This is a genomic window from Vibrio sp. QJM3NY_15 (assembly GCF_057785995.1).
The window spans coordinates 2,407,427-2,430,821 of sequence record NZ_CM173517.1 but is presented as its reverse complement, the minus strand read 5'-3'; the positions used below and the strand labels follow the sequence as shown (position 1 = coordinate 2,430,821).

Below are 23,395 nucleotides of genomic sequence, written 5' to 3'. Positions count from 1 at the left end.
CATGGATATGGGTTGCTAACGAGTCGCTTGCTCTGACAGTTAAGTCATAGGTTAAGTCAAAACGAAAGACGCTTTAACGATAACGTTAAAGCGTCTTTTTTTATAATTTTTCCTAGACCTAGACCTAGCTTGAGGGCGAACATCCTTGAATTGTACTGTGAGCTACTTTATAGCTCACAGATCGAAAAACCGCTCATTTAATCCTTTATTAAAGGTATCAAATGAGCGGTTTCAATATTCTGCTTACCTGTCAGCCGTTAATTAACGCTGATGGAGGTCACATGATTTGGCAATCGCCTATTTAGCGGCGCTGCCTTCGACAGGAACAACGGAACTGGCATGGGAGCCTTTAGGTCCACTTTCTACTTCATAGTCGACTTGCTGACCCGCTTTTAAGGTTCGATAACCATCCATCTGTATTGTGGAGTAATGGGCAAAAATATCGCCGTCTTCACCTTCTGGACAAATAAAGCCAAACCCTTTGGCGTTGTTAAACCATTTTACTGTACCTGTAGCCATGCTATACATCCCTCATGCATTTTGTTACTAACGTTGTTATATCAATTGTCGTAAGTGCGATTGATATCATTCTTACCAGCTAACGGATTTCAGCTGATAACTTGAATCTCGTACATTGCTTACGGAAATTAACGCTACCTTGCGTAATAATTCCTTGTTGTTGCATTTTTTTGCTTATTGTTAAGGTTGCTTAAGAAAAACCTTTTAGCACCAATGTAGCTAATGATTGAGCGCAGTCAATAGTAAATTGGTATAAAAGTGATCAATTTTAATAACAAATCACATTCGAGGTTAACCACAAACTATTAACTAAATAGTAACTTAGTGGTGATCTTATGGTCAGCGTCAATAGTAATGGTGTCTTTTTAATCAATCACATATGTTAATTCTGTTAATAGAGATCTTTTATTTGCAGCGATGGAAATGGTGGATTAGGCTCAGTATAGAGGAATATTTTTTGGTACTGTTTCTTGGTGCAGTTTCTTAGTACACCGTAAAGCGTGAATGTGGTAGATTTGAGTTAAGTAAGCACTCACGAATTCCGAAAAATAACCTTAGCAAAGCTGATATGAGCAGAAACTTCGAATGGGCAGCTCCAGGCTCAGATTTACTGGAGAAAGAAGCAACAAAAGTAAAGCCACCGGCTATGTATAACGTTGTGTTGAACAACGATGATTACACGCCAATGGATTTTGTCATCGAGATCCTCGAGCGGTTTTTCTCACTAGATATCGAACAAGCAACGGAAGTGATGCTCAAGGTTCATTATGAAGGTAAAGCTATTTGCGGCACATACAGTGCTGAAATAGCCGAAACAAAGGTAGCGCAGGTAAGGATGTACTCAAAGGAAAATGAGCATCCGCTACTATGTACAATGGAGCAAGTATAAATTGCTCGAACAACACTGTTGTTCCCTTAGGAGGTACTTATGCTAAATAAAGAATTAGAGTCGAGTTTAAATGGCGCATTTGCTCGTGCGCGAGACAAGCGACATGAATTTATGACTGTCGAACACCTCCTACTAGCATTATTAGAAAATGATGCGGCCAAGGAAGCGCTCCAAGCTTGTCAGGCTGATCTCGATGCTCTTCGCAATGAGCTCGATATTTTTATTGATCAAACAACCCCGCTTATCCCTGAAAACGATGAAACTCGAGAAACCCAGCCAACACTGAGCTTTCAACGAGTACTTCAGCGCGCGGTTTTTCATGTCCAATCTTCAGGTCGTAGTGAAGTAACAGGTGCAAACGTGCTTGTGGCTATTTTTAGTGAGCAAGAATCTCACGCGGCATACCTACTGAAGAAAAACGACATCAGTCGTTTAGACATCGTTAACTTCATTTCGCACGGCATTACCAAAGCAAGCAACGAAGGCGACAGTGCTTCATCGCCTGATTCATTCGGTGGTGCAGAAAATGCTGAAGAAGCAAATTCTGAAGACCGCCTAGAAAACTTTGCAACCAATCTTAATGAAGTGGCTAAGCAAGGTAATATTGACCCACTCATCGGCCGTGACAAAGAGCTTGAGCGAACAGTTCAAGTATTGTGTCGTCGTCGTAAAAATAACCCTCTGTTAGTGGGTGAAGCGGGTGTAGGTAAAACGGCCATTGCAGAAGGTCTTGCATGGCGTATCGTTGAAGGGCAGGTGCCTGAAATCATTCAGAGCAGCGTGATTTACTCTTTAGATATTGGTTCACTGCTTGCAGGTACTAAATATCGTGGTGACTTTGAGAAGCGCTTTAAAGCCATTCTTAAGCAACTGGAAAAAGAAGAAGACGCTATCTTGTTCATCGACGAAATTCACACCATCATTGGTGCGGGTGCTGCGTCGGGTGGCCAAGTTGATGCTGCAAACTTAATTAAACCGCTACTAAGCAGTGGTAAATTACGTTGTATAGGTTCAACCACTTACCAAGAGTACAGCAGTATTTTTGAGAAGGAACGTGCGTTATCTCGTCGCTTCCAAAAAATCGATATTGTTGAACCATCACTTGATGACACGACCAAGATTCTGATTGGCTTGAAGCCAAAATACGAAGCTCACCACGAAGTGCGTTACACAAATAAAGCGTTACGTGCCGCTGTGGAGTTGTCTGCTAAGTATATTAATGAACGTCACCTTCCAGATAAGGCGATTGACGTTATTGATGAAGCGGGTGCTCGTAGTCGTTTAGCTCCAGCAAGTCGACGTAAGAAGACAGTGAGCGTGGCTGATATCGAGTCGATGGTTGCGAAAATGGCTCGTATTCCTGAAAAGTCAGTATCATCTTCAGACAAAGATACGCTACAGAAACTGGATGATCGCATGAAAATGTTGGTATTCGGACAAGATCCAGCGATCGATGTATTGAGCGAAGCGATCAAGCTGACTCGTGCAGGGTTGGGTGCGGACAATAAACCTGTTGGTTCATTCCTATTTGCTGGTCCGACTGGTGTGGGTAAAACCGAGGTGACGGTTCAGCTTTCTAAACTGATGGGTATTGAGCTGCTACGTTTTGATATGTCTGAATACGGTGAACGTCACTCTGTGAGCCGTCTGATCGGTGCTCCTCCTGGTTATGTAGGATACGATCAAGGTGGACTACTCACTGATGCAGTCATCAAGAATCCGCACTCTGTTGTGTTACTTGATGAGATCGAGAAGGCTCACCCAGATATCTTTAACTTGTTATTACAAGTGATGGATAACGGTACTTTGACGGACAACAACGGTCGCAAAGCGGATTTCCGTAATGTGATTTTAGTAATGACAACCAACGCAGGTGTCGCGGAAACCGAGAAGAAATCGATCGGTCTGATCCAACAAGATCATGCGCCAGATGCAATGGGTGAGATTAAAAAAGTCTTCACTCCGGAGTTCCGTAACCGTCTTGATAATATCATTTGGTTCAACAGTTTAGACCCAAGTGTGATCAGCCAAGTTGTCGACAAGTTTATCGTCGAGCTTCAGGTTCAACTGGACGCGCGTGGTGTCTCTTTAGAAGTCTCGGAAGATGCACGTCACTGGTTGGCACATCTAGGCTATGACAAGACTATGGGCGCACGCCCTATGGGCCGAGTTATTCAAGAGAAGCTTAAGAAGCCGCTTGCGAATGAATTGTTGTTCGGTAGTTTGGTCGACGGCGGTACTGTGAAAGTGTCACTGAAGAAAGATGAACTGGATTTCGTTTACGTAGGCGCCAAAGAAGAAGTGATGCACTAAGAGCTAGAGACTCACAGTTAACTACTATTAGTAACTAACGATGATTAGACGCACTTAAACGTAATACTTTGATAAAAACGCATGACTTCGGTTGTGCGTTTTTTTGTATCTGCGTGCTCGAAAAGACAGCTAGGAATGCGTGTAGATACAACTAGAGCGTAGTAGTGAGTATTTACTTGGCGGTATAGAGTTGGGGCTAAACATTGAAGGGTGAGGCTTTAGCTGGGTGTAATGCGGGGTTAGGAACGCTACCTTAGGAAGTAGAGTGACTTATAAAGCGATTAGTTAATCTGTTTGCTTTTGTATAGGCGGTAAAAAACGGAGCATAGAGCTCCGTTTTTTATCGTATTCGATAATTAAAAATTAACGAGCACGGAAGACGATGCGGCCTTTAGAAAGGTCGTATGGAGTCATCTCAACAGTTACTTTATCACCAGTAAGAATACGGATGTAGTTCTTACGCATTTTACCAGAGATGTGTGCTGTCACTACGTGACCATTTTCAAGCTCAACACGGAACATCGTGTTTGGTAGAGTATCAAGGACAGTGCCTTGCATCTCGATTACGTCTTCTTTAGCCATCTAATCCTCTTTCGAAACTTGGCGGTTTTCAACGGCTTGATTGTGCCGTTAAAATCAAAATATGTAAAGTTGTCGCGTATTCTACCCTTGCCACCGTTGATTTACTAGCCTTTGATGACGTTGAAATCGTACTTTATAGTTCATAGCAGGACATTCATCGATTTGATAACCCAAATATAGCCATTGTTTTTGCTCTTTTTGCGCGTGTTGAATCTGGAACAAAACACCTAAGGTTCCCATTGAGATATCGATGTCAGGGTCGAAGAAGGTATAAAACGCACTGGTGCAGTGAGACATAACATCGGTAACAGCGATGCCGACCAACTGGTTCTCATTGTAGATGTGCATGTATTGCGTAGTAAGCCACTCGTTTTTGGAGAACTGTAGGAACTCTTCCTTCTTTGGAGGATACATGGTTCCGGATTGATGACGAGCTGTAATGTATCGGCTGTATAAATCAAACCAGTTGTCATCCATCGTGTCTTTAAATTCCCAGTGGAATGACTTGGCTTTGTTCAGGATTCGTCGCTGGCTTTTTGAAAACTTTATTTCAGGGATGGAAAGGCGAATAGCCTGACAAGCTGAGCAATTGTCACAATGCGGTTTGTAGATTGTGCTGCCACTGCGACGAAACCCATTCGCAAGCAGTACTTCGTAGTTATCTGCTGTGTGCATAAATTCATCGAGCGTCACTGCTACACGTTCTTGGAGGTGTGGCAGATAGCTGCAAGCATGGTTATCGGTTAATCCAATTCTGATTTGTTGTAAATCTGAACTCATGAAGGCATTCCCTCTAGCCATTGTGCTTCAAAACATCCATCGTTAAGTTGACTTTCTTTGAGTATTTTCAGAGCACTAAGAAACTCATCTCTTTCTACTTCGATAGCGCCTAATGAGTTCAAATGAGGATTCATGACTTGGCAATCGATGAGCTTTCCTCCAAATTGCTTAAAGTGTCTGCAGAAATACCATAGCGCAATTTTTGAGGCATTGGTCTTCAAGCTAAACATCGATTCACCACAAAATACCTGACCTCTCTGCAAGCCGTATAGGCCTCCAATCAGCTCATCGTCTTGCCAAACCTCTACCGAGTGACAAAAACCTAATGCTGACAATTCGCGGTAAGCGGTTTGCATGTCTTCGTTTAACCACGTTTCTTCTTGAGGTCTGAGCGATGAACAGTAACCAATCACTTTATCGGTCGCTTGGTTGATGCTGATTCGATAATTGTGCTTTCTTTGAAACTTTTTAAGACTTTTTGACGGTTCGAATGTCTTAGGATTAAATACTGCTCGCGGTGCAGGGCTCCACCAAAGTATAGGCTCCCCAGGTCCATACCATGGAAATATACCTTGGCTATAAGCGTTTAAAATTCGCATCGGTGACAAATCACCCCCAAAGGCGAGCAAGCCATTCGGTTCGTCGAGGGCTTCAAAGGGCGAAGGAAACTCTATACTAGTAGTATCAAGCTCGGTTAGGTATATAGTCATAAGTACCGCATTACAGATTAATCAATGACCAAGAGGTCTTCAGGAGTTTTACCATGAAAAAGTTGCTTTGGATTTTACTTGTTTTACCCATGTTGGCAAATGCAGCTTACAACCGGAACGAAGCTCGCCCTGTTAACGAGGTCGTTTATGGTGAAATTGATACGGTTAGATATATCACGCAACAGGAAATCGTTGAATCGAAAGCGAATGGTTGGGAAACCTTATTAGGTGCTGCGATTGGTGGCTTGATCGGTAACCAATTCGGTGGTGGCACGGGTAAAGAGGTGGCTACGGCCGTTGGTGCTGTTGCTGGGGCTGGCATTGCACGTAATCGAGGTAACACCCAATATAGGGTTGAATACAAGTTGGTCGAGTTGTTGGTCAAAACTAAAGACAATAAGCTGGTCAACATCATTCAAGATGTCGACAATTCTATGTTGTTTAATCGTGGCGATGACGTGCGAATCCTATATTTTTCTGATGGCGTGCGAGTGGATCTAGCATACTAGTATGTAAATACGTTTAGTTGGCGAATTAATAGCCTTTAACGGAGGGATTAGCTCTGGAGTTCATCGGAAAAGTTCGTTAGTCTGCAAGTACGAAGAATTATTCATCACCCGAAAATAAATACGCGCCAGTGGCTTCGGGTGGTACAAGGACTAAAAGATTTAATGGAAAGCCTTACGTTACAACCAATTCAAAAAGTGAGCGGGGAAGTTAACTTACCTGGTTCAAAAAGTGTATCTAACCGTGCACTTCTTTTAGCGGCACTTTCGACGGGAACAACACGCCTAACCAATTTGTTAGACAGTGATGATATCCGCCATATGCTGAATGCTTTGACTCAGTTGGGCGTTGATTATCAATTGTCTGCAGATAAAACCATCTGTGAAGTAACGGGTGTTGGTGGTGCATTCTCAAGCGACCAAGTTCTTGAACTTTTCTTAGGTAACGCTGGCACAGCGATGCGTCCATTAGCCGCAGCATTATGCTTAGGCCATGGCGAATATGTACTGACTGGCGAACCTCGAATGAAAGAGCGTCCAATTGGTCATCTAGTCACCGCATTGCGAGCAGCAGGCGCCGATGTAGAATATCTAGAAAACGAAAACTTCCCACCGTTAAAAATTAAGGGTACTGGCCTTAAGAGTGGTACGGTTTCTATTGATGGTTCTATTTCTAGTCAGTTTTTGACGGCATTTTTAATGGCTGCACCTTTAGCTGAAGGTGAAGTGACTATTAAAATTGATGGCGAATTAGTTTCAAAACCTTACATCGATATCACGCTACACATTATGAAACAATTTGGTGTGGATGTGATCAATAACGATTATCAAGAGTTCGTAATTCCTACGGGGCAATCGTACTCTGCACCGGGTGATTTCTTGGTTGAAGGCGATGCGTCATCGGCATCTTACTTCCTTGCCGCTGCGGCGATTAAAGGCGGCGAAATTAAAGTCACGGGGATTGGTAAAAACAGTATCCAAGGTGATATCCAATTCGCTGATGCGCTTGAAAAAATGGGTGCTGAAATTGAATGGGGTGATGACTACGTTATCTCTCGCTGTGGCGAGCTAAAAGGCATTGATATGGATTACAACCATATTCCAGACGCAGCGATGACTATTGCAACGACAGCCTTGTTTGCTAAAGGTACAACGGCCATTCGTAATGTTTACAACTGGCGTGTTAAAGAGACCGATCGCTTAGCGGCGATGGCGACAGAGCTTCGTAAAGTTGGCGCAGAGGTCGAAGAGGGTGAAGATTACATTATTGTTAACCCTGTTGCTGAACTGACACATGCGGCGATTGATACCTATGATGATCACCGTATGGCGATGTGTTTCTCGTTGGTGGCGTTGAGTGATACACCTGTGACCATTAATGATCCAGGTTGTACTTCAAAGACTTTCCCTGACTACTTCGACAAGCTGAAGATGCTGAGTCAATAAAAATACTGAGTGTATAGAGATTCAGGAAGTAAAAAGCTTGCCTAAATGGCAAGCTTTTTCATTATTGCTGAAGCGTAAATTCTTTTGAAAGATGGTGCGCTAAGTATTTAAACATGTTAAATACTGCGGTTGTATTCTCTGTTGGCAATCCGTTGCTGTCTAAGAAGTATTCACCCTTAAAGACGAGTACGTCGTCTTTTTCTACTACGCTGTTTGTGCGCATGCCTTCAATGTAGTCATCATGTGATTGGATAATTTGGTTTGCGATAAGCAGTAAATCAAATTCTGCTATTACTTTCTTTGTCATGAGTTCATCTCTGATAACTGAATATATCGTTGAGTTTATTGTGTAGCACTAGAAATTCAATGATTTCACAACCGAATAAGAGAGTCTTTTCGAATCTCCATCATTTATTTTGTGATTTATGACAAAAATAATTGAATGGGGCTCGCGTTAGATTCGCGGACAAGCTTAGTATGACCGCGTTTATACGTAATGCCTGATGAATAGGCTCTTGCAAGTATTCTTCGTGAGTACTTTATCGCTTTTTTACATTGTGACCCTTTTATCCGCTGAGTCGTCGATTTGTCGACCGATCAGATCCAATTTTGAAAAAAGCGGTTGATCTTCTAGTAATCTCGCACAATAGTAAAAAAAGAAGTAATGAATTTAGAATATCATGCGTAAAAGCCCACAAGTTAAATTGTTGGTGCTGAAGCATCGTGATTAAGGACGTTAGAGTCAATATGGGTAAATCGCTAGTTATAGTGGAGTCGCCGGCCAAGGCTAAAACCATCAATAAATATCTTGGCAAAGACTTTGTCGTTAAGTCGAGTGTAGGTCACGTACGTGATTTACCAACGGCAGGTCAAAGCACCGGTAAAAAGGCTACTGCAGTTTCAACCAAGGGTATGAGCCCAGAAGATAAAGCTCGTATCAAGAAAGAAAAAGATCGTAAAGCGCTTATTAAAAAAATGGGTATCAACCCATACAATGAGTGGGAAGCGAACTACCAAATTCTACCTGGTAAAGAGAAAGTCGTTGCTGAATTGCAAAAACTGGCTGAGAACGCAGACCATGTTTATCTCGCAACCGATTTGGATCGCGAAGGAGAAGCTATCGCATGGCACCTTCGTGAGATCATCGGTGGCGATGAAACGCGATACAAACGAGTGGTTTTTAACGAAATTACTAAAAATGCTATTCAGCAAGCTTTCGAGACTCCAGGTGAGCTAAACATCGATGGTGTAAACGCACAGCAAGCACGACGTTTTATGGACCGTGTTGTGGGCTTTATGGTGTCACCTCTGCTTTGGAAAAAAGTAGCACGAGGCCTATCTGCTGGCCGTGTTCAATCGGTAGCTGTAAAACTACTGGTTGAGCGTGAGCGCGAGATTAATGCCTTTATCCCTGAAGAGTTCTGGGATGTGCATGCTGATACTAAAACGACGGATAAAACAGATTTTAGACTGCAAGTTGCACAAAAAGATGGTGTTGCTTTCAGACCGGTAAACGAAGCGCAAACTTTAGCTGCCGTCAGTGTATTAGACAAAGCTCAATATGAAGTATGTAAACGTGAAGACCGCCCAACGAAGAGTAAGCCGTCTGCCCCTTACATTACGTCAACGTTGCAACAAGCTGCGAGTACGCGTCTTGGCTACGGCGTAAAGAAAACCATGATGTTGGCTCAGCGTCTCTATGAGGCGGGTTACATCACTTATATGCGTACTGACTCGACTAACTTGAGTTCAGAGGCTGTAGAGGCCGCACGTGAATACATCGGTTCTGAGTTTGGTGCGCAATATTTGCCAGCTAAAGCACTTGTTTACGGTAGCAAAGAGGGCGCACAAGAAGCCCACGAAGCGATTCGTCCTTCAAGCGTTGATGTGAAGTCTGAAGACTTAAATGGTGTTGATGCTGATGCTCACAAGCTTTACTCGCTGATTTGGAATCAATTCGTCGCGTGTCAAATGACGCCAGCGCAATACGATTCAACAACAGTAAGTGTTAAAGCGGATGAGTACACGCTGAAAGCGAAAGGTCGTATTCTTAAATTTGATGGTTGGACTCGCGTTCAACGTCCAATGGGTAAGAACGAAGATACTATTCTTCCTGCAGTTCAAATTGGCGATAAGCTTGACCTGATTGCTCTAGACCCTAAACAGCACTTCACTAAGCCACCAGCACGTTTCACTGAAGCTGCATTGGTTAAAGAACTAGAGAAGCGCGGTATTGGTCGTCCGTCAACTTACGCGTCAATCATCTCGACGATTCAAGATCGTGGCTATGTGAAAGTTGAACAGCGTCGTTTCTATGCTGAAAAAATGGGTGAAATTGTTACTGACCGTCTAGATGGCAGCTTCAATGACCTAATGAACTATGACTTTACAGCTCGTATGGAGCAAAAGTTAGACCAAATCGCAGAAGGCGAAGCGAGCTGGAAAGGCGTTCTAGATAACTTCTTCACTGACTTTACTGGCGACCTAGAGCAAGCGGATCTCGATGAAGATGCGGGTGGCATGAAGCCAAACCATATCGTTGAAACCGATATTGAGTGTCCAACTTGTAGCCGTAAAATGGGTATTCGTACTGCTTCAACAGGCGTATTCCTAGGTTGTTCTGGTTATGCTCTTCCACCAAAAGAACGTTGTAAGACAACGATCAACCTTGGTGATGAAGAAGGCATTATCAACGTTCTAGAAGAAGACGTTGAAACCGCAGCACTTCGAGCTAAAAAGCGTTGTCCTATCTGTGAAACGGCAATGGATGCTTATCTGATTGATGATAAGCGTAAGATGCACGTATGTGGTAACAACCCTAACTGTGAAGGTTATGTGGTTGAACACGGCGAGTTCAAAGTGAAGGGCTATGATGGTCCACTTGTTGAGTGTGACAAGTGTGGATCTGACATGGTTCTTAAAAATGGCCGTTTTGGTAAATACATGGATTGTACGAGTGAAGATTGTAAAAACACTCGTAAGATTCTGAAAAACGGCGAAGTTGCGCCACCTAAAGAGGACCCTGTGCACTTCCCTGAGCTTCCATGTGAAAACTCAGACGCGTACTTTGTTCTTCGAGATGGTGCTTCTGGCTTGTTTATGGCGGCGAGTAACTTCCCTAAATCACGTGAAACCCGTGCACCATTGGTGGAAGAGCTTGTTCGTTTTAAAGACCGTATTTCACCTAAATTCCAATACCTAGCATCAGCACCTGCTGCTGATCCAGATGGTAAGCCAGCAGTAGTTCGCTTTAGTCGTAAGACCAAAGAAAACTATGTTCGAACTGAAGTAGACGGAAAACCTTCTGGTTGGACCGCTTTGTATATCGACGGCAAATGGGAAGTAACGGATAAACGTAAGAAGCCCAAAGAAAAGTAATTGAACTTTATTGATCAAAAAAGCAGCCATTAGGCTGCTTTTTTTGATCTAAATATGAGTAATTATGCAACTGTATGCGTTACTGTCTCACTTGTGGAGATTTATTAAATTCGCAGGGTGAAATAAATTAAAAAATTTATATTATCTTCTTATGAAACTTTAACGAGAATGTAACTTAATTAAAATATTGTAAGTCACAGAGCAGTGTTTAGTTGTATACCTGATGTGTGCCGGGTGTTAATGTAATGTTTCGCTCAGGCGGTGTAATGTGAGCTGCTTTAAGTCTTAGGAAAGCAATAAGCTTGCGTAACACAGAATGGCGTATTAAAAATTGAAATCGACAGGAAAGTCGATAACGTATATCAAACCAAGTGCAAAGAATAGTGCACACATAACAACGTTTGGCTTAGGATACTGTCACTGTATGTGAATAGATATTCGTTAAGTACCGAAACAAGTGTTAGTGCTCATCCCCCAGAGGAAGATACCTCTACGAGTACTGACATCGACAAGCTATAAATATATGGAGAATAAAATGGCTGGTGTATTGGGAATGATTCTTGCTGGTGGTGAAGGCTCTCGCTTAAGACCTTTAACTGAATCTCGCAGCAAACCCTCGGTTCCTTTCGGTGGTAGCTACCGCTTAATTGATTTCGCTTTGAACAACTTCGTTAATGCTGATCTGATGAAGATCTATGTATTAACACAATTCAAGTCACAATCACTGTTCCACCATATGAAAAAAGGTTGGAATATCAGTGGTATAACAGATCGCTTCATTGACCCTATTCCTGCGCAAATGCGTAAAGGAAAGCGTTGGTACGAAGGCACAGCAGATGCTATCTACCAAAACATGGGCTTTATGGAGTTGGAAGAACCTGATCAAGTCTGTATTTTTGGTTCTGACCATATCTACAAAATGGACATCAAGCAGATGCTTGATTTCCATAAAGAGAAGAAAGCAGCACTAACCGTTTCTGCACTGCGCATGCCGCTTGCTGAAGCATCAGAATTCGGTGTTATCGAGGTTGATGCTGAAGGCCGTATGATTGGCTTTGAAGAGAAACCTGCAAATCCGAAGCCGATTCCAGGCGATCCTGAATCTGCGCTCGTTTCAATGGGCAACTACGTGTTCGAAGCAAAAGAGCTATTTGCCGAACTAACAGAAGATGCAGATAAGCCTGATTCAACTCACGATTTCGGTAAAGATATTATTCCAAACATGTTCCCACGTGGTGATGTGTTTGTTTATGACTTCAGCACCAACCGCATTACCGGTGAAAAAGAAGAAGTGTACTGGCGCGATGTAGGTACGATTGACGCGTACTGGCAAGCTCATATGGACCTTCTTAAGAAAGATGCGCCATTCTCGCTATACAACCGCAAATGGCCTCTACACACTTATTATCCGCCACTGCCACCAGCTACCTTTACTGACTCGGCAAATGGCCGAATTCAGATCATTGATAGCCTTGTGTGCAGCGGTAGTTATGTTCGTGGTTCGCGCATTGAAAAGAGTGTGTTGGGTTTCCGCAGCAATATCGCATCAGCGTGTGATATCAGCGAGAGTATCTTACTGGGTGATGTGAAGGTTGGAGAAGGTTGTATACTACGTCGCGTTATCATTGATAAAGATGCCGACATTGCACCAGGCACTCAGATTGGCGTAAACCTGACAGAAGATAAAAAGCATTACCACGTATCTGACGATGGTGTAGTCGTGATTTCTAAAGGAGCACGAGTTGGTTACTAAGACTCTCTCGGTACTTTTTGTAGCGTCTGAAGTTGAAGGCTTAATTAAAAGTGGTGGCTTGGCTGATGTAGCCAAGGCACTGCCTAAAGCGTTACAAACACTCGAACAAGACGTTCGAGTGACCATCCCCGCTTATCGAAACATCCCAAACATTGATTCAGCAGAAGTCATCTTGGCTACCGAGCTGGATCATTGGCCTCACACCGCTTATCAAGTTAAGAAATTGAGTGTCGAAGGTGTTCAAGTTTTTGGTATTGAATGTGCCAAGTATTTCGATCGCCCTGAAATGTACGCTGAAAATAATCACGCTTATGCCGATAACGGAGAGCGTTTCTCGTTCTTTAGTGCTGCGTGTTTGGATATGCTTCCTAAACTTGGCTTTCAGCCCGATATCGTTCATGCCAATGATTGGCATACGGGTTTTGTTCCCTTCTTGCTTAAGTCTCGTTATCAACAACACGACTTTTTTAAAAATACACGCAGCGTAATCTCGATTCACAATGCGGTTTTTAAAGGCGTGTTTTCTTACGAAGAGTTGCAGTCTTTGCCTGAAATGCACAGCCATAATGTTCCGGAAGCTGCCGTAAGTGATACTCACGTGACGATGCTGAAAGCGGGTGTATTGTGTGCAGATAAAGTGAATGCAGTTAGTCCAACTTATGCACAAGAGCTGAAGACGGAATTAGGTAGCCATGGTATGGCAGCTGAATTCCAACACAGATCTAACGACCTGTTTGGTATTCTGAATGGCTGTGATTACGGTGCCTGGAATCCGGAAACGGATGCTTTCCTGCCTCGCAAATACAAAGCGACCAAACACAGCATGGTTCGCGGAAAATCAGCTTGTAAGCAAAAATTGCAACAAGATGTTGGCCTGCCAGTCACCGATTGTGCGGTTTATGGCATGGTTTGTCGTCTGACTAATCAGAAAGGTGTTCACTATTTATTGCCTGTCATCGAACAGTTCTTGAAGAACGACTTGCAGATTGTGATTGTGGGTACTGGTGATCCGGTTTTAGCGAGTCAGTTGAAAGAGCTATCGGCACTTCATTCAGACAAATTCTCGTTTGTAGAAGCTTACAATAACGAACTTGCTCATTTAGTTGAAGCCGGTTCTGATTTCTTCTTGATGCCTTCTGAATTTGAGCCTTGTGGCTTAAACCAAATCTACAGCATGGCTTACGGTACTTTACCAATTGTTCGATCTGTAGGTGGCTTAAAAGACAGCGTAAATGATTACGATCAGGATCCTGAGATCGCTACTGGGTTTGCTTTTGATGAACCGACACCACAAGCGTTATTGGCTGTGTTACATCGCTCATTACTGCTTTACGCACAAAACCCATCTGAAATTAAGCGTGTTCAGCTTTATGCCATGCAGCAAGATTTTAGTTGGGAAGATGCGGCTAAAGAATATCTTGCGATGTACCATTCGGCACTTTAACTCGCTGAAATAGTTTTAAAATTAAGTTGACAGCTAGTAATCGTTTGTAATGAAAGAAGGCGCTCTGAGACTAGAGTGCCTTTTTGTTTTCTGGTCAGATCACATCACGTTTACGCAGACAAAACTTGCAAACTCATTTTAGTTAGGTAGAAAAGGAGGGTAGGTATTCACATGACTAATAGTAGGTTTGACACTATTATCACTTAATCTGCTCAATAGCGTGATATCCTTAGCCATCGCCTCACCATGAGGCATAGCTCCATTATTATAATTAAAGCGATAGGTATGTCTGAGAGTTTATTATTTCATAAAACATTTACTCACCCTACGAGCGATGAATGGGTTGTGTTTGTGCATGGCGCGGGGGGCAGCTCCTCAATCTGGTTCAAACAGATCAAAGCGTATAAACAACATTTCAACTTGCTTCTCATTGATCTGAGAGGGCACGGTAAGTCAGACAATATACTTAAAGGCCTGATTACGAACCGCTATACGTTCAAATCGGTCACGCTCGATATCCTTAAAGTACTTGATCATCTAAAAATCCGTTCAGCGCATTTCGTTGGTATGTCTCTCGGGACGATTATTGTTCGCAACGTAGCGGAATTAGCTGCAGGGCGTGTGCGTTCAATGGTACTCGGTGGTGCCGTGACTAAGCTTAATACTCGCTCTCAAGTACTAATAAAGCTGGGTAATTTAAGCAAGCACATCATTCCATACATGTGGCTATACAGCCTTTTTGCTTATGTTGTTATGCCGCAGAAAAGCCAAAAAGAATCTCGTCATCTATTTATCCGTGAAGCCAAAAAACTGTGTCAAAAAGAATTTAAACGTTGGTTCATCCTAACCGCTGATGTGAATCCTCTTATGAAGTACTTCAAAGATAGAGAGTTGCCGATCCCGACTCTTTATTTGATGGGAGAACGTGACTACATGTTCATCAAGCCCGTAAAAGAGATGGTTGAAGCGCACGAGTCGAGTGAGTTAGTGGAAATAGCGAATTGCGGACATGTGTGTAATGTTGAAAACCCTGAAGAGTTCAACCAACGTTCTATCGCGTTTATTCAAAAACAAATCCAGTGATTATCTTGGTTCGCTATCAGAACTAATAAATCGAATTAAATAAAAACGGGAAGCTAATATTAGCTTCCCGTTTTTATTTTAAGGGAGGAGTATCGATGGTTTGTTACTTGGACGCTTACTCTGGAGAAGCAGCACCACATTGCCAACAAGAACCGAATTGCGCTTCATTGACTTCATGGCACTCACCGCAACGCCACTCTTCATAGATGATCGAATCTTGCTGTTTTTGGTAGTCATTGACTATCTTACGGGCTTTACTGGCTAATTCTGGCTCATATAACCATACGTAAGGGTCAGTTTCCTCAGTGAATGGGATTTCCCCTTTCAAACCGAACAAGCCCTCACCACGGACTTCACACGCAATATTCTCACTTTCTAACAATCCACAGATGATATGGGCTTCTGTAGGATTCGATGCACTGAAGATTTTCATTGAAATAGAACCTTATTCGGCTTTGGCTTTTAGTCAGCTATATACGTTATTCCGCTATACACGTTAGTCAGCCACAGGTGCTGAGCGAAACTTACTCATCAACCATTTAGCAATAATTGGGAATACCCCCAACAAGGCAAATGACAATAGTACTGAAGGAGATACGATACCCGAAAGTGAATCAATTTCTGCGAGTTGAGTACCAGCATTCAAGAAAACCGCAGTACCTGGCAACATCCCTATTTGGCTTGTGATGTAGTAACGAGTTACCGACATTGGGGTTAACCCCATTAACAGGTTGATAAGGAAAAATGGGAAGACAGGAATCAGACGTAGAGAGAATAAGTAAAATGCCCCGTCTTTTTCAACGCCCTTGTTAATGGTTGCTAACTTGTCACCAAACTTAGTTTGGATCCAGTCACGTAACAGGTAACGGCTACTTAAGAAGGCGAGGGTTGCACCAATAGCACTTGCAAAAGATACCAGCAGTAAACTGTTCCAGAAACCAAACAAGGCAGCGCCTAACAGCGTAACAACCGCAGCGCCTGGAATTGAGAAAGCCGTAATCATGACATAGGCGACGAAGTAAATCGCAGCAGCAGCAATAAAATTGCTCTCGATGTAGTCATTCAAAACAGCTTGTTGAGCTTTCGCATTCTCAAGTGTTAGGTATTGGCCGAAATTGACGCCTAACAGGATGATGGTTACGACCAATACGATACCCAATATCATTTTATTACTCATTGATACTTCCTCTAATTTTTCAATGCATACAATTAGTATAGATAGACAGGCAAAGCATAGATTAACTTTCAACAGATATAAAAAAACTGTCAGTTTGCTTTTGATTGCTGACCATTTTTATAAATACATCTGACTACTTCACCTTGAATGGGCCGATGACAGATAGGTTCGACGTTAAACACATGTTAGATCTGATGTGTTTTTCTTTCTAAGGTAGGAGGTTGTTTTGCTTGAACAAATTCTATTTAATAAATTTTAAGGCTATAAAAAGTGACAGGAATTTGAAATACATTTGGTCTTGGTACGTTCTATATACGTAACAATCGAGACGTAAAGGTTGTTCCGATAATGATTCAGGCATAAAACTAAGGAGTTAGCTATGAAATTTTTATCATTGATTACTGTTATTGCGACTGCAGGTCTTATCTCTTTTCAAGCAACAGGTGCTGGTGTTTACCACCGGGTTGCCGCTGAGTCAAAAATATTCAAAGGTGAAACAGTATCTACTGAAAACCAAGCCTATGAAGACGGAAAGAAAATATGGCAAGATTTGAATACTAAAGAATCTTTTGAGCTTAGTCGCATTCTTCCTCAAGCTTCTGAAAAGGTAGACGTGAGATCTTTTGAAATCAAGAATGGTTCTATTAAAGTCAAAGAGATTATGGATTCTTCAGGAACCATCAATTTTGTACCCATGGTAAAAGTTGATTACAAATATTATTACCGTCCATCTTTTTAGCCAGTCCAGTGCTAGCTCTCTAGCTTAAAGGAGAGCTACTTTTTTTGTATAAAAAAAGCCGCAAGAATGCGGCTTAGTTATGTAGATAGTTTGAACTGACAATATTAATTGACGCGACTGATAAGCTCTTCACGACGTTGCTGCGGTATAACAGACCAATGAGTACCATTGATCGCACCTTCTAGCGCCCAAAGCAGCTCAATGCTGACAGAGGAAGCATGTGATTCCTTGATGGCGTTAAATGCGTTTACAGAGCCAGATTCATATAAACATTCTACAGAATCGATCCCGGCCTTTTTTAACATACGCTCGGTAGCGAGTCGAAGGTTAGGGAGGTCCTTTAATCGAGTTGGCTTAGCAGAAGATTGCTCAGCTTTCTCTTCTTTAGCAAACCCCAAAGACGTCGTAGCAAGCTGCAAGATTTTTTCTTGGTCTTGCCACAAGCCTTCCGGCAATGCGAAATACTTTGTGACGACAGGGAAACCACGTTTTTTGTAGACGTATGGTCGAAACCCTTGTTGCTCGAATTGCTTTGTTGTGTCTTTGTCCGCTCTTATGTGCAACTGGTCGTTAACAACCAGAGCAAACATCGTGTCATCAGCAAAAAGCCCGAATCCACCAAACATTGAGCGTGACTTTATTTTTCCTAGGGGCTCAAATAATTTCATTGAGTCCTTTAGTATCGGTTTATCCATGTTATCTATCTCGGTGTATTTGAACTACGCCACCAAATAAGCAGGTCCGAGAGATTAGCAAAATGTTGCAATTAAATTGTCAATAAGCCGTAAATTACTAAATTGTTAGTAATTACCGCATTTTGCCATCGGTAACCCCGCTACCATACCAACGAGTGGTTTAGGCCGGAAGCTTTGCGTCTCACTCTTTCGAGTGGTTTGCCCTGTGCGTGACTGACTGAATAGAATAAAGTTTTTGTTGAATGAGGCTCACACCTGATATTTCAAAATGTGATATTGCTTCAATTAATGATCTTGGTGTTATGCAACTGGGTTTATTTTATCTGCTTATAAAAAAAGCGCACTCAAAGGTGCGCTTAATGAAATTAAACTCGATTTATCAATTAATTTAACGTTTTAACCGTGCTTCGCTCAACAATTTCTGGGTGCATTTCGAAGACACGTTTTTCATGATCTTTATCTTTAATGCGTTCCAACAAAATTTCGAATGCATTTTTACCAACACGACGCTTAGGTTGGTGAACCGTCGTCAATGGTGGAGAGAAGTATTCCGCAAGTTCAATGTTGTCGTAACCGATAACCGAAATATCTTCAGGAATACGAATACCTTGCTGCTGCAGGCGACTCATTAGGCCAAGTGCCATTGTGTCGTTAAAACAGAACACTGCGGTAGGGCGATCTTCCATCTGAGCAATTTTATCAGCCGCAAGTACAGCGGTATCACACTCAAAGTTACCTTCAATGATGAGCTTTTCGTCGGTTGCCACCTTCGCTTCATTGAGTGCGCGTTTGTAACCCGCGATGCGTTCTACACATGCTGCTTTGTCTAAGTGGCCACTTAAACAAGCAATCTTTGTGTGACCACGTTCTAGCAAGTACTTGGTTGCTAGATAGCCGCCTTCTTCAGAGTTGTCGATGATCTTATCAGCCTGAGAGGTTTCTGGGCCCCAATCCATGACAACTTTTGGGATATCAGCATGGCGATCTAACATGCCACGAAGTTCTTCTGTTAAGTCAGAACACATAACCAAGATGCCATCTACACGTTTTTCTGCAAGCATTCGAATGTAGTCACGTTGCTTCTCATAGATACCACCCGTGTTACACAGAATCAAAGTGTAACCTTGACGGTAGCAGTAGCTTTCAACACCATCGATTACTTCAGAGAAGAAGAGGTTTGTTGATTGAGTCACTAGCATGCCGATAGTGCGTGTTGAATTGCATTTCAAGCTACGCGCTACAGCACTTGGTGCGTAGTTTAACTCGTCTACGGCTTTATTTACTTTCTCTTGAGTCGCTTCTGCAACAAAACGTGTTTTGTTGATTACGTGAGAAACGGTGGTAGTTGATACGCCTGCTAAGCGAGCGACATCTTTTATAGTGGCCATGGTTTTATCCTATTAGAAGCTACTTTCCCAAAGTACGGAATAAAGTAGCCGTTAAGCTACCTAACTAAGAGCTTAAATTTGTAGGGCTCTTTGGGGTACTAAAGTGCTAAAAAACAAAAAACCGCTATTGAGCGGCTTGTCTTAACACCGAAATGCTCTGAACTTAAATAAGCATAGCATTTCGTGAATGTTTCATATTTTATCGTTTGCGGTCACAATTTTAGACTGACTAGAAATTACTCGCAATAAAATTCACCCAGAAATCTGGGTGAATTGTCACATTCTATTGAATTTGTTTACTTAATCATCAGCGAATCTTATTCACCCGCTAAATACTGAGTGTCCAGATTACAGAAGGCCACGAGAAGAGTTGCCACAGATGCATAGAAACCGAATGAATCGATCTCACAACATTTAACGTTGAACTTTGGTACCCAAGTAAGGACTTGATGTTCAATAAATTGCTGTTGAACAGTGAACGATTTTTCTAATTCTTCTTCAAGCTCAGTGTCATTTGAACGGATGATGAGATTGCCAAGGAAATCAAGTTCGATAGCAATGTGGTCTGCTGGCTCTTTCAGATCTTGGTTAACTACCAAGTTGTGCTTAGCCATGATCTCTTCCATGTCTTTAGCTGGCTTGTCGTTTAATAGACCCGTTTCGCCGATATACATTGAAGCGTAAGGTAGAGCACCATGTTTATCTGTCTTTAAAAATAGATCGCAAAAGTCAGCAGACAGCTCTAGTTGGGCATCTTCACGTGTTTGTAGACGGTTCAATGCGTCTACCAGTTTATCAATCGCAGGCTTGAGTGTTTCGTTTTCGCCTAAACCAGTCAGGAAAGAACGGATCTCAACAGAGTGGTAGTGGTCGAGTTCTTCTTGTGTGAGCTCTTTAGCGAACAAGCTTGATAGCCACCAATAGATTTCAGCTCTTTGTTCGTTGAATGCTTTCGTATCTTTCATTTCATAGATCCTGATTTAGTCTTGTGATGTTTATATACCCAAGCATCGCGAAGTCATTTGGGTATAAGCACACCAAGGCTCAATAACAAGGTTATTTGCTAAACGCAAAGTGACTCGTTAGTCGTAATGCCTATATTGAATTGCGATGGACGATAAATAGCAAGGTTTTAGATTGTCTTGTATCAAAAAATATTCATGTTTCTCGCTTTTATCTGCTGTACCACTAGAATTGTTACTAGTTATGAATAGAATGGTTACTGAAACTATTAAATAAGAAAAGTGGTGTAGATGAGCTATCACGTATTAGTCGTAGAAGATGATGTGGTAACCCGAAGTAAGCTGGTTGGATATTTCCAGAACGAAGGTTACACAGTGAGCGAAGCGGAAAGCGGCGCTCAGATGAGAAACGTGTTGGAAGAAAACAACGTTGATCTCATTATGCTAGACATCAACTTACCAGGCGAAGATGGATTGATGCTAACTCGCGAATTACGCAGTCAATCGGACATTGGGATTATTTTAGTTACTGGACGCACGGATAGCATCGACAAAATTGTAGGCCTAGAAATGGGCGCAGACGATTATGTTACTAAACCCTTCGAACTTCGCGAGTTATTAGTTCGAGTTAAAAACTTACTTTGGCGTATTGCTGCGGCTCGCAAAACCGCGGTTGGTACGGCAGTTGAAGCTGAAGACGAATCTGTGGTTCGTTTTGGTGAGTGGACGTTTGATATCCCTCGTCGTGCTTTAAGTAAAAACGGTGAGCCAGTTAAGCTGACTAAAGCAGAATATGAGCTGCTCGTTGCGCTTTCGTCTTACCCTAACCAAGTGTTAAGTCGTGAACGTATTTTGAACATGATCAGCCACCGAGTGGATGCTCCAAACGATCGAACCATCGACGTGTTAATCCGTCGCATGCGTGCGAAGATGGAGTTTGACCCTAAGAACCCACAAATCTTTGTGACGGTTCACGGTGAAGGTTACATGTTTGCTGGTGACTGATTCTCTTCGGGAGTTCTAGTCAGCAACAAAATTTGAACGTAAAAAAGCCGAGGTATCATTGATGCCTCGGCTTTTTATTACTTGGTTTTTACCGTTAACGAATTGAACAGCTGAAACTTACTAGGTTACTCAGTTTTACTCATTCGCAGAGTTACTGATTAGCTTAGTTTATTGAGGTTGCGCTGCAGAAGCTGCGCTGTTTTCATCGACTAAGCTAGAAGCAGCAGGAAGAACAATCGGTTCTTCAACTGGGTCGCTGCTTGTGTCTAGCCAATCACGTAGGCTCTGCCAAACCAATCCCATCGTTTCGTGCCAGTAACGCTCTGTTTGTTCAAGATAGAGTGCTTTTGGCATGTACTTATTCCAAGGTTCAACAATCCCTTCTTGTGCAAGGTAGTTGGTTGGAGCGGGTAATGGTTTCATACCAGCGGCATTGAATTCATTCAGTGCGCGAGTCATGTGGCTTGCTGAAGTCACGAGCACCATTCTTTTGTTTTTCACGAACGCAGCGGCTTGGCGAGCTTCTTCCCACGTATCTTTCGCGGTTTCAAGCAGAATGATGTCAGGTTTTGCGACACCGAGTGCTAGCGCGACCTTAGCCATCATTCTTGCATTACTTACTTCAGTGCCTGCCCCATAGCCAGACAAAATAAGTTTCGCACCAGGGTAGAGGCGTAGAATGCGGATCCCTTCACTTAAGCGCATTAAACCTGTGCGGCTAAGCTCAGATGTGGGTGGTATTTGATCATCGACGACGTGACCACTTCCGAGAACCATTACGTAGTCGACGGTTTCATCGACGGGTAAAAATGCAGTGTGTTGCCTTTCCATTGGCATTAAAAGTTGACTAGAAACTGGTTGGAAAGCGATTAGGAAAATACCACAGAGGGCTGAAAGGGTAATTAGGCAACCAGTCTTCCTTTTGGTAGTAAACATCACTAGGGCTAAACCCAGAAAAGCGAGAATTAACATTGCTGGCAGTGGCATCAATAGCGAAGACACTACTTTTTTCAGCTCAAACATATCCGAATAGTCCGAAAAAACATCACTTAGTAGTAAAAAGAGACATCGCCTCTTTATTCCTGAAATTCCTGTGACAGAATAGCAGGCACGATAGGACATAATAACTCAAGTAGCCGTGACTGAAGACCGTAATTTCGACGATATTGCCCACAAATTTGCAAAAAATATTTACGGCTCTGACAAAGGAGAGATCCGTCAGATCATCGTATGGGAAGATTTAGAACAAGCTTTGAGCAAATTTGACCATTCAGCTTCGCCTCTGCATGTTCTTGATGCCGGAGGCGGTCTTGCACAGATGTCGCAAAAAATTGCGGCGTTAGGGCATAACGTCTCTTTGTGTGATCTCTCTTCTGAGATGCTTAAGCTTGCACAAGAAAGTATCAACGAAGCGGGTTTGTTAGAACAGTATCGGTTTATTCATTCTCCGGTACAAAAAGTGGCAGAACACCTTGAAGGCCAAGTCGATTTTGTGATGTTTCATGCCGTAATGGAATGGCTCGCAGATCCTAAAGAGGCGCTTGATTTATTACTGGAACAAGTAAAACCCGGTGGCGTTGCCTCGATAATGTTTTACAACCACCACGGATTAGTCCTGAAAAATGTGATTTGTGGCAACATTCCTCATGTATTGAATGGGATGCCACATCGAAAACGGTTTAAGCTGCAACCACAAAAAGGCTTGAAGCCTGAAGAGGTTTATCAATGGATAGAAGACGCTGGTCTAGAAATCTGTGGTAAATCAGGCATTCGTTCCTTCAGTGACTACATAGGTAATATGGAGTACATGGGCGATTACCAATTTGAAGATGTATTGGAACTAGAAAAACAGCTATGTCGCCAAGAGCCATATCTGTCACTAGGCCGTTATATTCACGTTTGGGCTCAAAAACCTGCGCAATAGCAGCGGTGAATGTGGTAAAAGAAGCCACAACATGCGCTATGCAATCGTAAGAAGCCCGCGTCATAAAGAAATAGGCGTAATATCTAACATGTTCGATATTAC

22 protein-coding genes and 1 riboswitch are annotated in these 23,395 nt (G+C 42.6%); of the genes, 11 read left to right on the top strand and 11 right to left on the bottom strand.

Annotation, left to right across the window (positions count from 1 at the left end; genetic code table 11):
• Positions 1-297 precede the first annotated feature (297 nt).
• Positions 298-519 (bottom strand): cold shock domain-containing protein CspD, encoded by a 222-nt coding sequence (cspD, locus tag AC3CKG_RS10820; RefSeq protein ID WP_017105782.1) that lies wholly within the window; start codon positions 517-519, stop codon positions 298-300.
• Positions 520-1,087: 568 nt separating this feature from the next.
• Between cspD and clpS the strand changes: the two genes are divergently transcribed.
• Positions 1,088-1,408: an ATP-dependent Clp protease adapter ClpS gene (gene clpS, locus AC3CKG_RS10815; RefSeq protein WP_017105781.1), complete on the top strand. Its 321-nt coding sequence runs from the start codon at positions 1,088-1,090 to the stop codon at positions 1,406-1,408.
• Positions 1,409-1,447: 39 nt separating this feature from the next.
• Positions 1,448-3,721, top strand: coding sequence for an ATP-dependent Clp protease ATP-binding subunit ClpA (clpA, locus tag AC3CKG_RS10810; protein ID WP_017105780.1), 2,274 nt, complete (start codon positions 1,448-1,450; stop codon positions 3,719-3,721).
• 363 nt (positions 3,722-4,084) lie between these two features.
• Here the strand turns inward: clpA and infA are convergent, their stop codons facing one another.
• The 3 genes from infA to aat form a co-directional block, all read right to left on the bottom strand.
• Positions 4,085-4,303, bottom strand: coding sequence for a translation initiation factor IF-1 (gene infA / locus AC3CKG_RS10805; RefSeq protein WP_001040192.1), 219 nt, complete (start codon positions 4,301-4,303; stop codon positions 4,085-4,087).
• A gap of 81 nt (positions 4,304-4,384) precedes the next feature.
• Complete coding sequence (locus AC3CKG_RS10800) at positions 4,385-5,083, bottom strand: arginyltransferase (protein ID WP_029225783.1); 699 nt, start codon at positions 5,081-5,083, stop codon at positions 4,385-4,387.
• On the bottom strand, positions 5,080-5,793 hold the full coding sequence (gene aat / locus AC3CKG_RS10795; protein WP_488528341.1) for a leucyl/phenylalanyl-tRNA--protein transferase: 714 nt from the start codon (positions 5,791-5,793) through the stop codon (positions 5,080-5,082). Before aat ends, AC3CKG_RS10800 begins: the two co-directional genes overlap by 4 nt.
• 53 nt (positions 5,794-5,846) lie before the next feature.
• Between aat and AC3CKG_RS10790 the strand changes: the two genes are divergently transcribed.
• Both AC3CKG_RS10790 and aroA read left to right on the top strand, forming a co-directional pair.
• A complete protein-coding gene (locus AC3CKG_RS10790) occupies positions 5,847-6,302 on the top strand; it encodes an outer membrane lipoprotein (protein WP_017105777.1) in 456 nt (151 codons plus the stop codon).
• A 162-nt stretch (positions 6,303-6,464) separates the two neighbouring features.
• Entirely contained in the window at positions 6,465-7,745 is a 1,281-nt protein-coding gene (gene aroA, locus AC3CKG_RS10785) for a 3-phosphoshikimate 1-carboxyvinyltransferase (protein WP_488528340.1), read from the top strand.
• 61 nt (positions 7,746-7,806) lie between these two features.
• Here aroA and AC3CKG_RS10780 read toward each other — a convergent pair whose 3' ends face one another.
• Complete coding sequence (locus AC3CKG_RS10780) at positions 7,807-8,052, bottom strand: YciN family protein (protein WP_017105775.1); 246 nt, start codon at positions 8,050-8,052, stop codon at positions 7,807-7,809.
• 440 nt (positions 8,053-8,492) lie between these two features.
• On the opposite strand from AC3CKG_RS10780, the gene topA reads away from it, so the two are divergent.
• The 4 genes from topA (at position 8,493) to AC3CKG_RS10760 (ending at position 15,403) form a co-directional block, all read left to right on the top strand.
• Positions 8,493-11,123 carry a type I DNA topoisomerase gene (gene topA / locus AC3CKG_RS10775; RefSeq protein WP_102295208.1) on the top strand — a complete coding sequence of 877 codons (2,631 nt, stop codon included), beginning with the start codon at positions 8,493-8,495 and terminating at the stop codon, positions 11,121-11,123.
• Positions 11,124-11,658: 535 nt separating this feature from the next.
• Complete coding sequence (gene glgC / locus AC3CKG_RS10770; RefSeq protein ID WP_017111053.1) at positions 11,659-12,876, top strand: glucose-1-phosphate adenylyltransferase; 1,218 nt, start codon at positions 11,659-11,661, stop codon at positions 12,874-12,876.
• Positions 12,866-14,320: a glycogen synthase GlgA gene (gene glgA / locus AC3CKG_RS10765; protein WP_102486405.1), complete on the top strand. Its 1,455-nt coding sequence runs from the start codon at positions 12,866-12,868 to the stop codon at positions 14,318-14,320. Before glgC ends, glgA begins: the two co-directional genes overlap by 11 nt.
• 285 nt (positions 14,321-14,605) lie before the next feature.
• Positions 14,606-15,403: an alpha/beta fold hydrolase gene (locus AC3CKG_RS10760; protein ID WP_017105771.1), complete on the top strand. Its 798-nt coding sequence runs from the start codon at positions 14,606-14,608 to the stop codon at positions 15,401-15,403.
• A gap of 115 nt (positions 15,404-15,518) precedes the next feature.
• Here the strand turns inward: AC3CKG_RS10760 and AC3CKG_RS10755 are convergent, their stop codons facing one another.
• Both AC3CKG_RS10755 and AC3CKG_RS10750 read right to left on the bottom strand, forming a co-directional pair.
• Positions 15,519-15,836, bottom strand: a complete 318-nt coding sequence (locus tag AC3CKG_RS10755) for a putative signal transducing protein (protein WP_102486407.1) — start codon at positions 15,834-15,836, stop codon at positions 15,519-15,521.
• Positions 15,837-15,899: 63 nt separating this feature from the next.
• Positions 15,900-16,580, bottom strand: a complete 681-nt coding sequence (locus AC3CKG_RS10750) for a TVP38/TMEM64 family protein (protein ID WP_488528339.1) — start codon at positions 16,578-16,580, stop codon at positions 15,900-15,902.
• 379 nt (positions 16,581-16,959) lie between these two features.
• Here AC3CKG_RS10750 and AC3CKG_RS10745 point away from each other — a divergent pair, with 379 nt between their 5' ends.
• A complete protein-coding gene (locus AC3CKG_RS10745; protein ID WP_017111049.1) occupies positions 16,960-17,319 on the top strand; it encodes a DUF3316 domain-containing protein in 360 nt (119 codons plus the stop codon).
• A 104-nt stretch (positions 17,320-17,423) separates the two neighbouring features.
• On the opposite strand, the gene AC3CKG_RS10740 is transcribed toward AC3CKG_RS10745, so the two are convergent.
• The 3 genes from AC3CKG_RS10740 to torD form a co-directional block, all read right to left on the bottom strand.
• The gene (locus tag AC3CKG_RS10740) at positions 17,424-18,014 is read right to left on the bottom strand and encodes a TfoX/Sxy family DNA transformation protein (protein ID WP_017105768.1); all 591 of its coding nucleotides are present in this window, start codon (positions 18,012-18,014) and stop codon (positions 17,424-17,426) included.
• Between the two features lie 127 nt (positions 18,015-18,141).
• Positions 18,142-18,227: riboswitch (cyclic di-GMP riboswitch) on the bottom strand.
• 170 nt (positions 18,228-18,397) lie between these two features.
• Positions 18,398-19,402 (bottom strand): HTH-type transcriptional repressor PurR, encoded by a 1,005-nt coding sequence (gene purR / locus AC3CKG_RS10735; protein WP_017105767.1) that lies wholly within the window; start codon positions 19,400-19,402, stop codon positions 18,398-18,400.
• A gap of 317 nt (positions 19,403-19,719) precedes the next feature.
• Complete coding sequence (gene torD / locus AC3CKG_RS10730) at positions 19,720-20,367, bottom strand: molecular chaperone TorD (protein ID WP_488528338.1); 648 nt, start codon at positions 20,365-20,367, stop codon at positions 19,720-19,722.
• A gap of 288 nt (positions 20,368-20,655) precedes the next feature.
• Between torD and torR the strand changes: the two genes are divergently transcribed.
• Positions 20,656-21,369, top strand: a complete 714-nt coding sequence (gene torR, locus AC3CKG_RS10725) for a two-component system response regulator TorR (protein ID WP_017105765.1) — start codon at positions 20,656-20,658, stop codon at positions 21,367-21,369.
• A gap of 168 nt (positions 21,370-21,537) precedes the next feature.
• Here the strand turns inward: torR and elyC are convergent, their stop codons facing one another.
• Positions 21,538-22,392 (bottom strand): envelope biogenesis factor ElyC, encoded by an 855-nt coding sequence (elyC, locus tag AC3CKG_RS10720; RefSeq protein ID WP_029223559.1) that lies wholly within the window; start codon positions 22,390-22,392, stop codon positions 21,538-21,540.
• A gap of 115 nt (positions 22,393-22,507) precedes the next feature.
• Between elyC and cmoM the strand changes: the two genes are divergently transcribed.
• Positions 22,508-23,293, top strand: a complete 786-nt coding sequence (gene cmoM, locus AC3CKG_RS10715; RefSeq protein WP_102541920.1) for a tRNA uridine 5-oxyacetic acid(34) methyltransferase CmoM — start codon at positions 22,508-22,510, stop codon at positions 23,291-23,293.
• The last annotated feature ends 102 nt before the right edge of the window (positions 23,294-23,395 follow it).